Raw genomic sequence first — 15,244 nt, 5'->3', positions numbered from 1 at the left:
CATGGCCACTTTGCAGGCAAGCGATCTGACCCTGGCCTATGACAAGGTCACCATCGTCGACGAGCTGTCGCTGGATATCCCTGCCGGGCAGGTGAGCATCGTCGTCGGGGCCAACGGTTGCGGCAAGTCCACCCTGCTGCGCGCACTGTCGCGGTTGCTCAAACCAGCCGGGGGCCAGGTGCTCCTGGACGGCGCGGACATCCACTCCAAGCCGGCCAAGGAAGTCGCCAAGACCCTGGGCTTGCTGCCGCAATCGCCCACCGCTCCGGACGGCATCACCGCCCGCGAGCTGATCAGCCGCGGCCGCTACCCGCACCAGGGCCTGTTCAAGCGCTTCTCTGCCGAGGACGAGGCAGCGGTTAATCGCGCCATGGAGCTGACCGGCACCACCGAGCTGGCCGACCGCTCGGTGGACGAGCTCTCCGGCGGTCAGCGCCAGCGCGTCTGGATCGCCATGGCCCTGGCGCAGGAGACCGACCTGCTGCTGCTCGACGAGCCGACCACCTTCCTGGACGTGGCGCACCAGCTCGAAGTCCTGGATGTGGTCAGCGAGCTGAATCGCAGCCGCGGGATCACCGTCGTGATCGTGCTGCACGATTTGAACCTGGCCGCCCGCTACGCCGACTACCTGGTGGCGCTGCGCCACGGCAAGATCTACGCTGCCGGCCATCCCAACGATGTGGTCACCGAAAAGACCGTCAAGGATGTTTTCGGCATGCCCAGCCGCGTGATCCCCGACCCGGTGGGCGGCACTCCGCTGGTGCTTCCCATTGGCCGCCACCGTGTGCTGCGCACCGAGCAGGTGCTCGCTTCCCAGGGCATTTTCCGTACCGAAGCTTCTGCGAAGAAAACTGCGGTGAAGCAGGCGGCAAATGTGAAGCAAGCTGCCCAAGCAGCCGCCGCGCTTGATCCGCAATCGGAGCGCCCGGCCCATGAGCATGTGCCGACGTTGGCCTTTGATACCACTGTGGTCAATAGCCAGCAGCTCGCGCCATCCTTCCGCCGGGTGACCGTCAGCGGCGAGGACCTGGAGTACTTCGGCACCAACAGCCACCCGCTGGATATGCGCATCAAGCTCTTGCTGCCACCGGCCGGCGGTACTGCGTTGACCGACGAGATCGCCTCGATGCGACCCGGGGCGATGACCAGTCCTGCCGAGCAGCAGGGCTGGTACAAGCGCTGGTTGTCGATTGATCCCGATACCCGCGGCCACATGCGCACCTATACCGTGCGGGCCTTCCGCGAAGCCGGGCACCGGGACAATATCGGGGCCACAGCCGAGCTGGATATCGACTTCGTGATGCACGGGCACATGGTTGACGGCCAGCTCCAGGGCGGGCCGGCTACGGAGTTCGGCGACCGGGCCAAGGTGGGCGACCAGCTGTTGCTGCTGGGCCCGAACAAGACCCTGAACGACTCCAGCTACGGCGGCATCGAGTTCCGCCGCGGCGAGGCAACCCGCGTGGTGCTTGCCGGTGACGAAACCGCCGCCCCGGCGATTTGCGCCATCCTCGAAGCCTTGCCCTCCAACGTCACCGGCCATGCGCTGATCGAGGTCCCGGAGACCACGGATATCCTCGGTGCCTCCACCCGCTCCGGCGTCTCGGTGCAGTGGCTGACCCGTGGCAGCCATGAGCATGGTGAATTGCTGCAGTCGGCATTGCGCCAGGTAGTCGCGATTCCAGCAGCCGGCGTGGTCCATACCAACGCCGAGCCGGAAGATATCGATGTTGATGCGGACATCCTGTGGGAGACGGGCCAGGAAAATTCCGCACCGTTCTACGCCTGGATTGCCGGTGAAGCCGGCACGGTCAAGGAAATGCGCCGTTATCTGGTGCGCGATGCCGGCGTGGACCGCAAGCAGGTAGCCTTCATGGGCTACTGGCGCCGCGGGAAGACCGAGAACTAGCCAGCAGCGGCAACCAGCGCCCGAGGCCCCGGCACGCATATGCCGGGGCCTCGGGTTCTATCCGCTAGCTGGCGGCTAGTTCTCTTTCGCCGGGTTCTTGCAAGCGCCGCGCACCGGCCTCGGGTTCTCGCGGTCCAGGATTGCCAGCAGCCGGGTGAGCTCGGCGCGGTCCTCGTCGCCGAGCTTGTCGAAATAGCCGTCCATGCTCGAACGGCGCAGTTCGGCGAGCTCGCCGAGCTGGGCGCGGCCCGTGGCACTGAGCGCAATCAACGTGGCGCGGCGATCGGCCGGATCGGGGGTGCGCACGACAAGCTCCTTGGCTTCCAGCTGGTCGACTACCTCGGTGGTCGAGCGCGCGGCGATGTGCAGCTGTTCTGCGAGCTGCGAGTTGCGCAGCCCGATCCTATCGGCCCGGGACAGCAAGGTCAGCACCCTCGATTGGTGCGGAGTGATGCCCAGGGGAGTCAAGCTGTCCCTCCACCTGCCGCGAAGCATGCGTGAAGCGTGGAGGAAAAGATCTGCCAAGTCAGGCTTGGGCTCTTCGTTCTGCATATGCTCAAGGATAGTGTGTTTCTCGGAACAATTTCAAGATGCAACCACATAGTGAGGTTCCCTCTGTTATTCTGGACTTGAGAAATCCAAAGGTAGAGGGGGAGCCCATGAGCGCAATGGGAATGCCGGGGCCGCATCCGGGCGGTGGCGGGCAAGGACGGTCCGGCAACGCCGCCCGGGACAAGCAGCGGCTCGCCGAGCATCCGGTGTCCCTGGCGCGCATCGCCGCGCTCTTCCGGCCCCATCTGGGGTCGGTGATTGCGGTCATGGCGCTGATCGTGGCAGCGTCGGTCATCGGCCTGGCCCAGCCGTTCATCATCCGCGAACTCATTGATGACGCGATTCCCAACAGCAATATCCGATTACTGCTCTTGGGTGCCGGGGGACTGGTGCTGATCTCCCTGGCTACCGCGATTCTGGAAGTCGTCCAGACCTGGCGGGCAACCCTGATGGGCCAACGCGTCATGCATGGCCTGCGGACCGGGCTGTTCACGCACCTGCAGAAGCAATCCCTGGGATTTTTCACCAACTCGCGCTCAGGGGACGTGCAGTCGCGCCTGGTCAATGACGTGGGGCAGATGCAATCGGTGATTACCAATTCGGCCACGAGCATTGCCTCGAACCTGACCACCGTTGTTGCCACCGCCTGCGCGATGGTGGCGATCTCGTGGAAACTGAGCCTGATCTCATTGGTCGTGCTGCCGCCAGCGGTGCTGCTCGCCAAGCAAACCGCGAAACTGCGCCGCGCCGTGACAGGAAAGCGCCAGCGCGAGATGTCGAATCTGGCTTCGCTGATCGACGAGCGCCTGAGCATCTCGGGGGTCCGCCTGGCCAAGATCATGGGCACTGGAGCCGCTGATGCGGCGGCCTTCGGAGAGTCCAGCCACAAGCTCATCGACCTGGAAATGAAAAGCGCTTTGGCCGGGCGTTGGCGCATGGCCACGATGAGCATCATTTTCGCGGCCATCCCCGCGGTGCTGTACATCGTGGCGGGGCTGCCCGCCACCGGGCAGGGAATGAGCATCGGCACCTTGGTGGCTTTTACCGGGCTGCAGGCCGGAATCTTCCGTCCGGTCATGGGCATGATGCAGATTTCGGTCCAGTGGGTCTCGGCCTTGGCCTTGTTCAGCCGCGTCTTCGAATACCTGGATGCGGACCAGGCGCTGCCGGTACCCCAGCGGCCGCGGGCGGTCGAACCCGGGAAGCTGCGTGGCGAAGTGCAATTGCGCAATGTCAGCTTCCGCTACCCCGAGGCGGACCGCGCCACCCTGGAACAGCTGGATTTGACTCTGGAGGCGGGAACCATGACCGCGGTCGTCGGTTCCACCGGTTCGGGAAAGTCCACCCTGGGGTCCTTGCTGCCCCGGCTGCTTGACCCCACCGAGGGCCAGGTATTGCTCGACGGCATTGACCTGAAGGAATTCGATCCTGAAGGCATCGCCCAGGCGGTCTCCGTCGTTGCCCAGGAAAGCTACCTGCTGCATGCTTCGATTCGGGAGAACCTCCTGTGGGCAGCGCCCCAAGCCACCGAGGAAGAGCTCTGGCAGGCGCTGGAAGCCGCGCAGATTGCACAGTTGGTCCGCAGCCTGCCACAGGGCCTGGAGACCCAGGTGGGGCAGCGCGGCCACCGTTTCTCCGGCGGCGAGCAGCAGCGGCTGGCTATTGCCCGCACCATGCTGCGCAAGCCCAAGGTCCTGGTGCTCGATGAGGCGACCAGTGCCCTGGACACGGTCACCGAGGCTTTGGTGCAGCGGGCGCTGGACGAGCTCGCACTGGGGCGAACCACCTTGCTGATCGCGCACCGGTTGAGCACCGTGATGCGAGCGGACCGCATCGTCGTGCTAGAAGCTGGCCGGATTGCTGAAGCGGGAACTTTTGACGAGCTGGTCCAGCTTGGCGGGCAATTCGCCCAGCTGGTAGCCAAGAGCGAACTGGCCGAACGAGCCAGCTAGCACTGGCCATCTTTCAGGCCCTGCTTTTCCAGCGAGGCCAGGATCTTCGGCAGCGCCGATTCCAATGCCGTGCGTTCGGAGGGGCTCAGGGAATCGAAGATGGTTTCACGCACGAAGCTCACGTGGGTTGGCGCGGCTTCCTCAATGGTCTTGCGCCCCTGGGCGGTGAGCGTAATCTGGTGCCCGCGGCGGTCGGTCTCATCTGAGCAGCGGCTGACCAGGCCCTTGGCTTCCATGCGGCGCAGCAGGTGGGAGAGGCGCGAACGGTCCCAGCGCAATGCGGTCGCCACGTCGGCCGGGCGTAGACTTGGTTCGGTTGTTTCCGAAAGGACAGCCAGCACCGAGTATTCACCGGAGAGCATGTTCGAATCGCGCAGCAGCTGGCGATCCATGCCGCTGGGGAACTGCCAGAGGAACTCGCGTATGGTGCGCCAGAGGTCCTGCTCGCTGTCGGTGAGCCAGAGGGTCTCTTCGCTCTTCATTCTCTTTCCTAACCATGTTGTCCCCAGAGGGGACATTCAAAATATTGTTGACGCATCAATCATCTCCTGTATAGTGGAATTTAGCAAGAGAAGATGACGTGTCAACTAAATTGTTGGCCGGAGAACTCCAAGGAGAGCAAGTTGTCGAAGATCGCTATCGTTACCGGTTCCACCCGTCCAGGACGTGTCAACCAGGGCGTCGCCCAATGGGTGCTGGCCAGGGCACAGGAGTTCGGCGGTGCCGACTACGAGCTGGTGGACATCGTTGATTTCAACCTGCCGATGCTCGACGAGCCGTTCCCGGCCGCCTACCAGAACTACCAGAACGGGCACACCAAGGCCTTCGCCGCCAAGATGAGCGAATTCGATGGATACATTTTCATTGTTGGCGAGTACAACCACTCCGTCCAGCCTGCATTGGCCAACGCACTGAGCTACCTGAATGCAGAGCTGAACAACAAGGCCGCCGGCATGGTCGGATATGGCTCCGCCATGGGCTCGCGTGCCGTGGAGCACCTGCGCGGGATCCTCTCGGAACTGCAGATCGCCCACGTGCAGAAGACCGGCATGTTCTCGCTATTCTCCGACTTCGAGAACTTCTCGGCTTTCGCTCCGACTGAACGGTCGGCCAACAGCGTGCAGCCCATGCTTGAACAGGTGCTCGCCTGGAGCAAGGCGATGCGCACCGTACGCGAAGACGCCTCGGTCAACGCCTAGACCGGGTCGAAATCGGCGGGGAGTGGAAAAGTGCATTGCGTCATTTCCATACCTGCCCAACTGCCATAGTCTCGAGGTGAATGGTTTATGCACGGGACTTCAAAATTCTTTGGAAGGAATGCGATGAGCGAGGAATATTCGACCAAGGGCGCCTACGTCACCGGCGGAGAATTCACCCGGGACACCAACTACATCCAGGACCGCATCGTCGCTGATGCCAGCGCCGAGCACTATGGCGAGGGAAACAGCCACAGCAAGATCGGGCATCCCAAGGCGGGGCTTTCGGACGGGTCCCGGCTTTGGCCGGTGGAAGCTGGCCGCTACCATCTGGTCGCAGCCCGCGCGTGCCCCTGGGCCAACCGCACCCTGATCGTTCGCCGCCTGCTGGGCTTGGAAGACGCGCTGTCCGTCGGACTGCCCGGCCCAACCCACGACGCACGCAGCTGGACCTTTGACCTGGACCCCGGGGGCAAGGACCCTGTCCTGGGTACCGAGCGGGTCCAGGAGAACTACTTCAAGCGCTTTGCCGACTATCCACGCGGCATCACCGTGCCGGCAATCGTCGATATCCCCACCGGTGCGGTTGTCACCAATGACTACCCGCAGATCACCTGGGACATGTCCACGCAGTGGAAGGAGTTCCACCGGGAAGGCGCCCCGGACCTCATTGCGCAGGACCAGCTCGATGAGATGCTTCCGCTGATCAAGCGGATTTTCACCGAGGTCAACAACGGCGTCTACCGTGCCGGGTTCGCGGGGGACCAGCAGGCCTACAACGATGCCTACGACCGGTTATTCGCCACCTTGGACTATCTCGAAGACCGGCTGGGCACCCGACGCTTCCTGATGGGTGATTACATCACCGAGGCCGATGTCCGGCTGTTCACCACGCTGGTTCGATTCGACCCGGTCTACCATGGCCACTTCAAGGCCAACCGCAACAAGCTCATCGACATGCCGAACCTCTGGGGCTATGCGCGGGACTTGTTCCAGACCCCGGGTTTCGGCGACACCATCGACTTCGAGCAGATCAAGGCGCACTACTACGTGGTGCATGAGGACATCAACCCGACCAGGATCATCCCGAAGGGGCCGGAGTTGGCCAACTGGCTCGAAGCGCCGGGCCGAGATGAGCTGGCCGAGAGCGGTCCGTTCCTGAACGGTACGGCACCGGGCGAAGTCCGGGCTGACGAGCGGGTCCAAGCCGGGCACAACCCGTTGTACCCCGCCTAGGAGCGCTGGCGATCCGCCGCGGATCGGCTCAGGAGCCCGCTATTTCGAGGGGTCCTGGGCCGATCTGTCCTATTCGAAATCGAAGCCTTGCCCCTCGCAAGCTTCCTGGAAAGCGGCCAAGTCAATAATCCGGGGATCCCCCGATTCATCGGCGGCCACCGCAGCGCTGATCTGTTCGGTGGAAGCCTTCGCCCCATGATCAGCGGCTTTCTGCATATTCGTTGCGCCGATGCCCTCGGGGTCAACCAGGCCCCCGCCAAAATGCACGCAGGCGGTATGGCCCTGGGGATCGAGCTGGCGCAGCTCGTCGACCGAGGGGCCAGCGCATGCGGACAGGACCAGAACCAGAGTGGCCAGTACAGGCAGGATTTTCTTCACATCCCAATCCTAGGCATGGACCTGGCTGGATGCTGTGATCCATTGTGCAAGTATTCCCTGGCGACATGGCCCAATGCATGGAACCGAGTGCGGGCGTCAACGTGGCAGGATTAAAGCATGACGATCATTGCAGCTGCGGATGGATCAGCCCTAGGAAACCCCGGACCGGCAGGTTGGGCCTGGTACGTGGACCAGGACAACTGGGCCGCTGGCGGTTGGGACCACGGAACCAACAACATGGGGGAGCTCCAAGCGGTGCTCGAACTCTTCCGGGCCACCGAGCACCTGCCAGAAGAAGAACTCAGGATCCTGTGCGATTCGCAGTATGCGATCAACTGCATCAGCAAGTGGATGCCGGGTTGGAAGAAGAAGGGCTGGAAAAAGGCCGACGGCAAACCGGTCTTGAACCAGGACATCCTCAAGGAACTTGACCGGGCCATTGCCGGGCGCAAGTACACCTTCGAGTGGGTCAAGGGCCATGCCGGTCATGAGCTGAATGAAGCTGCTGACGGCCATGCGCGCGCGGCTGCCACCGCGCATCAGCAAGGCTCTGCGGTCGAGGCCGGGCCGGGCTACACCGCCGTCGGCGGCCCAGCGGCTTCCCATGCTCCAGCGGCGGAAGACGCAGTGCTGGCACCCGGCGGGCCACCCGCCGCCGCACCGGAACATGGCGTGGACATCGCGGCTACCGTCTTCGAACTGGAACAAGGTTTCCTCGACCCGCAGATCCGCACCAGTTTCGCGGAACTCAACGACTTCCTGCATCCGGGCTACCAGGAAGTGACGCGCCATGGCGGCCTGCTGGATGTGGCCACGGTCCGGACCATGTTGGAATCCGGGGCGAGCCTGCCCAGCACCGGTGCGGTGCAGGTCCTTGCGGCCCGGGAAGTGGATGCGCAAATGGTGCTGCTCGCTTACCGCATGAAGCCTGCAGAGGGCCCGGTGCTCGTCGTATCTTCCTGGTGGCAGCGCACCGAAGGCGGCCTGAAGCTTCGTTTCCGCCAGGAAACGGTCGAGCAGACCGCATAGAAAACACGCGTTAAAGCAGTGATGCCCGCCAAATGGCGGGCATCACTGCTTTAACGGTTTGGGATCAGTACTGTCCCGGGCGGGTTTCGATGACGCCCTTCTTGTAGTTGATCCGGTTGACCAACCAGGTCACGGCCCACAGCAGCACGCCGATGACCAGCAGCAGGCCGGCAATCTCGTACTGGACCCAATCCTCACGCGAACGAGCCCATGGGCCGGCAAGGAACAGGCAGAAGAACACGCCGAGGATCGGGATGATCGTTGGAGCGCGGAACGCATCGGGTTCCGGCTTGTCGCGGCGCAGCACCAGCAGGGCTACGTTGACTACGGCGAACACGCACAACAGCAGCAGCGCGGTCGTGCCGCCCAGCGAGCCGACAATGCTGCTTCCGTTGCTCAGGTTCACGTAGACCACCAAGGCGATGGCCAGCACGGTGCTGAACAGGATCGCAGCCCATGGCGAGCGTCGGGTCGAATGCACCTTGCCCAGGAACTGCGGCAGCACGCCTTGGCGGGCCATGCCGTAGAGCAGGCGGCTAGCCATCAGCATGTTCATCAGCGCGGTGTTGACCACGGCGAAGACGGTCAAGAACGGGAAGATCGCGTCAACTGGCAGGTTCGGCAGGCCGATGCGCACAACATCCAGCAGGATGCCGGCATCCGGGTTCTTCGGGTTCAGCAGATCGCCGGTCGGGATCACCATGATCACCGTGACGGCCACCAGCATGTAGATCAAGGCGCAGATGCCCAGGCCGATGAGCATGATCTTCGGGAAGGTCTTCTTGGGATTCTTGGTTTCCTCAACCAGGTTCACCGAATCCTCGAAGCCCACCATCGCGAAGAACGCAATGGCAGTACCCATGGTCACGGCGGCGAAGACGCTGCGGTCGGTGGGGGTCTCGAAGACCACCAGGCGGGAAATGTCACCCTGGCCCGAGGCGATCACCGCGAAGCCGATGCCGATGATCGCGGCCATGATGGCCAGCGAAACTATGGTCAGCACGAGGTTGAACTTCACGCTCTCGCCCACGCCGCGGAAGTTGATCACTGCGAGGATCACGATGATCGCAATAGCTGCCCACATGCCCGCTTCCGGGGTGTTGGGAACACCCTCGACAAACTGGCCAATGCCAATGAGCAGGTTGCGCCCCACCAAGGTGGCCGAGGTGGCGGCGCTGGTGATGCCCGAGCAAGCCACGGTGAACGCCACCAGGAAGGTGACGAAGTGGATGCCGAATGCCTTGTGGATGTACAAGGCGGCACCGGCCGCGCGCGGATATTTGGTCACCAGTTCGAGGTAGCTGAAGGCGGTGAGGGTCGCGATCGTGAAAGCGATCAGGAACGGCAGCCAGGCGGCTCCGCCCACCTGGCCGGCAACTTTGCCGGTGATGGCGAAAATTCCGGCGCCGATGATATCGCCCATGATGAGGAATAGCAGCAGCTTCGGGCCAATCACCCTGCGGAGTTCTGTTTCTTTGCCGTCGGTAACGGCCGTGTCACTGTTCACAGTCATGCGATCGAGATCATCTCCTTCAATTTTGTAGGCAAACATTACAACTTTAGGGTCAGCGCATGAAGTGGGCAAACCGGCTTCAAGGCTGGCTCACAGACCTCGGAGTCCAGCGGTAGTGAAATGTCGATTAGTGGCTAAAACAAGCTAATGCTGTGAGCTGACGTACCTATATGCTAGGTGTCGGGTCAGCGTGTGGAGCCACCGGGTCATGGGATCGAAGCGGTTAGGGTTAGTTGATGAGAGACAAGCACTTTAAAGGATTTAGATGCAATCGGTGATCACTGAATATTTCGCGCCCCTGGCGGAAGCACTAGAGGCGCGAGCCGCTGAGGAAGAAGGCTATTCGGCGCAGCTGGCCCTGTACCACCGCGGCGAATTGGTGCTCAGCCACAGCGTCGGCGAGCACCTCTCTGGTGACGCGCTGACCTGTGTCTTCTCCTGCACCAAGGGCCTAGGCGCGCTGGTCGTGGCACTGCTCGTGCAAGATGGGCTGATTGATCCGAACGCGCCAATGGCCACCTACTGGCCGGAATTCGGGGACAACGGGAAATCCCAGCTCACCGTCGGCGAGGTGCTCAGCCACCAAGCGGGAGTGCTCGGTGTGCCCGGGGGCGTGCCCAGCGAGATCCTCTTGAACTCCGCCGAATACGCCAAGGTGCTCGCTTCCATGCCAAGCGTCTGGCCGCTGGGCCAGAACATTGTCGGCTACCACGCGATCACCATGGGCGTGCTCATGGAAGAACTGGTACGCCGGGTCACCGGCAAGGAACTGAAAGAAGTCTTCGAGGAGCGCATCCGCAAGCCGCTGGGAGCCGAAGCCTACATCGGCCAGGACCCCGCGCTGGAATCGCGCTACCGCGATGTACTGCCGGGCGCTGACGCCGCACCGGAATTCTTCGATCCGTTCTCCCCGGCCGGGCTTTCGGTGAACTCGGCCTCCGGTTTCGCGCTGGAAAACGGCCCGGTCTACAACTGGCACGAACTGGCCAACGCGCCTCAGGTGCGCGAACTGGGCCCCGCATCCATGGGCGCGGTCGCCAATGCCCAAGGGCTGGCCGCAATCTATGCCGCTTCATTCGGTGCAGTGCCGGCACTGGGCACCACCCGCGGATTCCTCACCGCCGACACCTGGCCCCAGGTTTCCACCGAACTGGTCTACGGCCATGACCGGACCAATGGACTGCTGCAGGCCTTCGCCCTGGGGTTCATGAAGGCCACCGCGCGCAACAACTACGGATCGATTTTCGCCTACGGCCATGACGGTGCGAACTCCTCGCTGGCCTTTGCTGATCCAGCCCACCAGCTGGGCTTCGGATTCATCCCCTCGCGCAATGAAGGCGCCAAGGAGATCTCCACCGGAGTCAAGCTCAGCCAGCTGGCCCGCCAGCTGATCATGCAGAAGAACATGTCGGCCCAGGCTGCCGGCAGCAACGCGTAGTAAACCCATCGGGAATGGAACGAAGCAGGAGCGAAGTGAAGAAGTTTGTGGCACTAGGTGACTCGTTCACCGAAGGCGTTGGCGATGTGGATCCGACCCGGCCCAACCAGGTCCGCGGCTGGGCGGACCGGGTTTCGGAAGTGCTCTGCGCCGAAGGCGAATGGGAATACGCCAACCTGGCGGTGCGCGGCAAGAAGATCGGGCAGGTGATCAACCAGCAGCTGGACCAGGCGCTCGCACTGGCCCCGGACCTGGTCACCATCTATGCCGGCGGCAATGACATCCTGCGCCCGAAGGCGGACCTGGATGCGCTGATGCGCGGCTATGAAGGCATGGTGCGCCGCTTTGCCGAAGCCGGAAGCGCGGTCGTGCTGTTCACCGGTTTCGACACCGTGGAATCACCGTTGTTCTCCAAGACCCGTCCGCGCACGGCCATTTACAACGAGAAGGTTCGCGAAATCGCGGACGAGTACGGCGCGGTGATCGCCGATTACTGGCGGTGGCGCGAATTCTCCGATCTGCGCTACTGGGCGGTGGATCGGCTGCACATGAACGAGCTGGGCCACACGCTGATGGCCTCGAAGGTCCTTGACGTGCTCGGCACCCATCGGATCACCGAGGGAAACTGGTCCTCCAGGATCCAGCAGCCGTCCCTGCCGGAACTGGCCGTGAACTCGCGCGGCGAAAAGCTGAAGCAGGAATTGGGCTGGGCCAGGGAGCATTTGGCTCCGTGGGTCAAGCGCCGGATCACCGGCACCTCGTCGGGTGATTCCCTGTCAGCGAAATATCCTGATTACATCCGTTTAACTGCCGACGCCAACTGAACGCATTTATGACTTTTCCGGACCCCGCTCCTGTTTGACCTTGGGGGCGGGGCAGGTAACATGGTGGTGTGCTGCAGGTCTCCGGCCGGCAGCGCGCGCCATAGACGGATGGCGGGAGAGTCCCGTTCACACCATGGACGGGCGCCGTAGGAGCAATTCCTCCCCAGGAAACTCTCAGGCACCCGTACCGCCATCATGAGGCAACTCTGGAAAGAAACCGGCCCGTTCCGGTTCACCGAAGGTGCAAGTGCCCGGCTTGGTTTGCTGGATGCGTAAAACTCTCAGGTTATGCAACAGGGATGGGGAGGTAAAAAGACCTTCCTTTGGCATGCGCCAAGACAGATCCCATGGAGATACCAGCACCATGACCATCACGCAGACTTCGGCACGAGCGAATACTGAATTCGTTTCACGCCATATCGGCCCACGTCCTTCTGACGTCACCACCATGCTTCAGACCCTGGGCTACGACAGCCTGGAAGAACTGATCGACACCGCCGTTCCGGCAGACATCCGCCAGGACTCCGCACTGGATATCCCAGACGCCCTGAGCGAAACCGAAGCCCTAGCCCACCTGCGTGCGCTTGCCTCGAAGAACGTCATGAAGACCCAGATGATCGGCCAGGGCTTCTACGACACCATCACCCCAGCTGTGATCCGCCGCAACATCGTGGAAAACCCAGCCTGGTACACCGCTTACACCCCGTACCAGCCGGAAATCTCCCAGGGCCGCCTCGAAGCCCTGCTGAACTTCCAGACCATGGTCATGGACCTGACCGGCCTGCCCATCGCCAACGCGTCGCTGCTGGACGAATCCTCCGCTGCCGCCGAAGCCGTGCTGATGATGCGCCGCGCCAACAAGAAGAAGTCCAAGGGCAAGACCGTGCTGGACTCCAACATCTTCCCGCAGACCCTCAAGGTCGTGCAGGGCCGCGCTGACGCACTGGGCTTCGAAGTCGAGGTTGCCGACCTTTCCGCAGGCTTGCCAGAGGGCGAGATCTCCGGCATTGTCCTGCAGCAGCCTGGCAACGACGGCTCGATCGCGGACCACGCTGCGATCATCGCCGCCGCCAAGGAAGCCGGCGCCATGGTTACCGTGATTGCCGACCTGCTGGCCCTGACCATGATCACCCCTCCGGGCGAGCAGGGTGCCGATATCGCCGTGGGCAACACCCAGCGATTCGGCGTGCCGCTGTTCTTCGGCGGACCGCACGCTGCCTACATGGCCGTGGCCGATGGCCTGACCCGCTCCATGCCAGGACGCCTGGTGGGCGTTTCGGCCGATAACGCCGGAGTCCCTGCCTACCGCTTGGCCCTGCAGACCCGCGAGCAGCACATCCGCCGCGAAAAGGCCACCTCCAACATCTGCACCGCACAGGCCCTGCTGGCCATCTGCGCTTCGATGTACGCCGTCTACCACGGCCCAGCCGGCCTGAAGCAGATCGCCTCGCGCGCCAACAACCACGCCCGGGTCATCGCCAGCTCGCTGGTTTCCGGCGGCTACACCCTGGCATCGGACTCCTTCTTCGACACCGTTGTAGTGAACGTCGAGAACGCCGATGCCATCATTGCCAAGGCCATCGAAGCAGGCATCAACCTGCGCAAGGTGGGCGAGACCCAGGTGGGCATCTCCACCGACGAGGCCACCACCTCGGGCGTAGTCAAGACCCTGCTTGAGGTCTTCGGCGCAGAGCTCTCGGCTCCGGAAGGCTTCGAGATCCCGGCCGGGCAGGTGCGCACCAGCGACTTCATGACCCACCCGATCTTCAACACCATCTCCTCCGAAACCCAGATGATGCGCTACCTGCGCCGGCTCTCGGACCGCGACCTGGCCCTGGACCGCACCATGATCCCGCTGGGTTCGTGCACCATGAAGCTGAACTCGGCCGCCGAAATGGAATCCATCACCTGGCCGGAATTCGCCTCGATCCACCCCTACGCGCCTGCAGCGCAGACCGAGGGCTGGCGCGAGCTGATCACCGACCTGGAAGGGCGCCTGACCGCAATCACCGGCTACGCTGGCGTTTCGATCCAGCCCAACGCCGGCTCGCAGGGCGAATACGCGGGCCTGCTGGCCATCTCGGACTACCACCGTTCGCGCGGCGAAGGCCAGCGCGATCTGTGCCTGATTCCGGCTTCGGCCCACGGCACCAATGCCGCGTCGGCAGTGCTGGCCGGGATGCGCGTGGTGGTCGTGAAGACCGCAGCCGATGGCACCATCGACGCGAATGACCTGGATGCCAAGATCGAGGCCAACAAGGACGTCCTTGCAGCCATCATGATCACCTACCCATCCACCCACGGCGTCTACGACGCGGACGTGCGCGAGGTCTGCGACAAGGTCCACGCCGCCGGCGGCCAGGTGTACATCGATGGCGCGAACATGAACGCCATGGTTGGCTTGGCCCAGCCAGGCAAGTTCGGCGGCGACGTGTCGCACCTGAACCTGCACAAGACCTTCTGCATCCCGCACGGCGGTGGCGGTCCAGGCGTAGGCCCAATCGGCGTTGGCGAGCACCTGCTGCCATTCCTGCCAGGCGATGCTTCGGGCACCTACTCCGAGCGTGACGGCGTGCCGGTGGTGGCGACCGCTTTCGGCTCGGCCGGCGTCCTGCCGATCTCCTGGGCCTACATCGCGATGATGGGCGGGGACGGCTTGACCGAAGCCACCAAGCACGCGATCCTGAACGCGAACTACATTGCCAAGCGCCTGAACGAGCACTTCCCGGTACTGTTCACCGGCAACAAGGACCTGGTTGCCCACGAGTGCATCCTGGACCTGCGCGAACTGACCGCCAAGACCGGGGCCACCGCCGAGGACGTGGCCAAGCGCCTGATCGACTTCGGTTTCCACGCGCCGACCCTGTCCTTCCCTGTGGCAGGCACCCTGATGGTGGAGCCCACCGAATCCGAGGACCTGGCCGAGATCGAGCGCTTCATTGAAGCGATGATCACCATCCGCCAGGAAATGGACGAGGTCCTCTCCGGTGCCTACAGCATCGAGGAGTCCCCATTGCGCAACGCTCCGCACACGGTCTCCGCTGTGGTCAACAGCAAGTGGGACCGCAAGTACTCGGTCGAGCAGGCGGCCTTCCCGGTCCCGGCGCTGAAGTTCGACAAGTACTTCCCAACCGTGGGCCGCATCGACGGCGCCGGTGGCGACCGCAACCTGATCTGCTCCTGCCCGGCTCCCGAAGCCTTCGAAGACTAAGGAAGA

The 15,244-nt window shown here is 63.1% G+C and carries 12 protein-coding genes and 1 riboswitch; of the genes, 8 read left to right on the top strand and 4 right to left on the bottom strand.

Going from position 1 to position 15,244, the window contains the following annotated elements; translation table 11 throughout:
- Position 1: 1 nt before the first annotated feature.
- Complete coding sequence (locus ACIP6G_RS04105; RefSeq protein WP_105659085.1) at positions 2-1,909, top strand: SIP domain-containing protein; 1,908 nt, start codon at positions 2-4, stop codon at positions 1,907-1,909.
- Positions 1,910-1,984: 75 nt separating this feature from the next.
- Here the strand turns inward: ACIP6G_RS04105 and ACIP6G_RS04100 are convergent, their stop codons facing one another.
- Entirely contained in the window at positions 1,985-2,461 is a 477-nt protein-coding gene (locus ACIP6G_RS04100) for a MarR family transcriptional regulator (protein WP_365943128.1), read from the bottom strand.
- A 107-nt stretch (positions 2,462-2,568) separates the two neighbouring features.
- On the opposite strand from ACIP6G_RS04100, the gene ACIP6G_RS04095 reads away from it, so the two are divergent.
- Complete coding sequence (locus tag ACIP6G_RS04095; RefSeq protein ID WP_365943129.1) at positions 2,569-4,413, top strand: ABC transporter ATP-binding protein; 1,845 nt, start codon at positions 2,569-2,571, stop codon at positions 4,411-4,413.
- On the opposite strand, the gene ACIP6G_RS04090 is transcribed toward ACIP6G_RS04095, so the two are convergent.
- Positions 4,410-4,895, bottom strand: a complete 486-nt coding sequence (locus ACIP6G_RS04090; protein ID WP_365943130.1) for a MarR family transcriptional regulator — start codon at positions 4,893-4,895, stop codon at positions 4,410-4,412. The two genes, ACIP6G_RS04095 and ACIP6G_RS04090, sit on opposite strands and share 4 nt — an antisense overlap.
- 141 nt (positions 4,896-5,036) lie before the next feature.
- Here ACIP6G_RS04090 and ACIP6G_RS04085 point away from each other — a divergent pair, with 141 nt between their 5' ends.
- Entirely contained in the window at positions 5,037-5,612 is a 576-nt protein-coding gene (locus tag ACIP6G_RS04085) for an NADPH-dependent FMN reductase (RefSeq protein WP_365943131.1), read from the top strand.
- A gap of 123 nt (positions 5,613-5,735) precedes the next feature.
- The gene (locus ACIP6G_RS04080; RefSeq protein WP_365943132.1) at positions 5,736-6,845 is read left to right on the top strand and encodes a glutathione S-transferase C-terminal domain-containing protein; all 1,110 of its coding nucleotides are present in this window, start codon (positions 5,736-5,738) and stop codon (positions 6,843-6,845) included.
- Between the two features lie 69 nt (positions 6,846-6,914).
- On the opposite strand, the gene ACIP6G_RS04075 is transcribed toward ACIP6G_RS04080, so the two are convergent.
- Positions 6,915-7,223 (bottom strand): hypothetical protein, encoded by a 309-nt coding sequence (locus ACIP6G_RS04075; protein ID WP_332498779.1) that lies wholly within the window; start codon positions 7,221-7,223, stop codon positions 6,915-6,917.
- 117 nt (positions 7,224-7,340) lie between these two features.
- On the opposite strand from ACIP6G_RS04075, the gene ACIP6G_RS04070 reads away from it, so the two are divergent.
- A complete protein-coding gene (locus ACIP6G_RS04070; protein WP_365943133.1) occupies positions 7,341-8,252 on the top strand; it encodes an RNase H family protein in 912 nt (303 codons plus the stop codon).
- 64 nt (positions 8,253-8,316) lie between these two features.
- Here ACIP6G_RS04070 and ACIP6G_RS04065 read toward each other — a convergent pair whose 3' ends face one another.
- Entirely contained in the window at positions 8,317-9,765 is a 1,449-nt protein-coding gene (locus ACIP6G_RS04065; protein WP_400288721.1) for an APC family permease, read from the bottom strand.
- A gap of 274 nt (positions 9,766-10,039) precedes the next feature.
- Between ACIP6G_RS04065 and ACIP6G_RS04060 the strand changes: the two genes are divergently transcribed.
- From ACIP6G_RS04060 to gcvP, 3 genes are all read left to right on the top strand, one after another.
- Positions 10,040-11,203, top strand: a complete 1,164-nt coding sequence (locus ACIP6G_RS04060) for a serine hydrolase domain-containing protein (RefSeq protein ID WP_400288719.1) — start codon at positions 10,040-10,042, stop codon at positions 11,201-11,203.
- A gap of 35 nt (positions 11,204-11,238) precedes the next feature.
- Entirely contained in the window at positions 11,239-12,027 is a 789-nt protein-coding gene (locus ACIP6G_RS04055) for an SGNH/GDSL hydrolase family protein (RefSeq protein WP_365943138.1), read from the top strand.
- A gap of 102 nt (positions 12,028-12,129) precedes the next feature.
- A riboswitch (glycine riboswitch) is annotated at positions 12,130-12,227 on the top strand.
- Between the two features lie 164 nt (positions 12,228-12,391).
- Entirely contained in the window at positions 12,392-15,238 is a 2,847-nt protein-coding gene (gcvP, locus tag ACIP6G_RS04050; protein ID WP_365943139.1) for an aminomethyl-transferring glycine dehydrogenase, read from the top strand.
- The last annotated feature ends 6 nt before the right edge of the window (positions 15,239-15,244 follow it).

This window comes from Glutamicibacter sp. NPDC088483 (genome assembly GCF_044753145.1).
GTDB lineage: Bacteria > Actinomycetota > Actinomycetes > Actinomycetales > Micrococcaceae > Glutamicibacter.
This window is presented reverse-complemented; position numbering and strand designations above follow the sequence as displayed.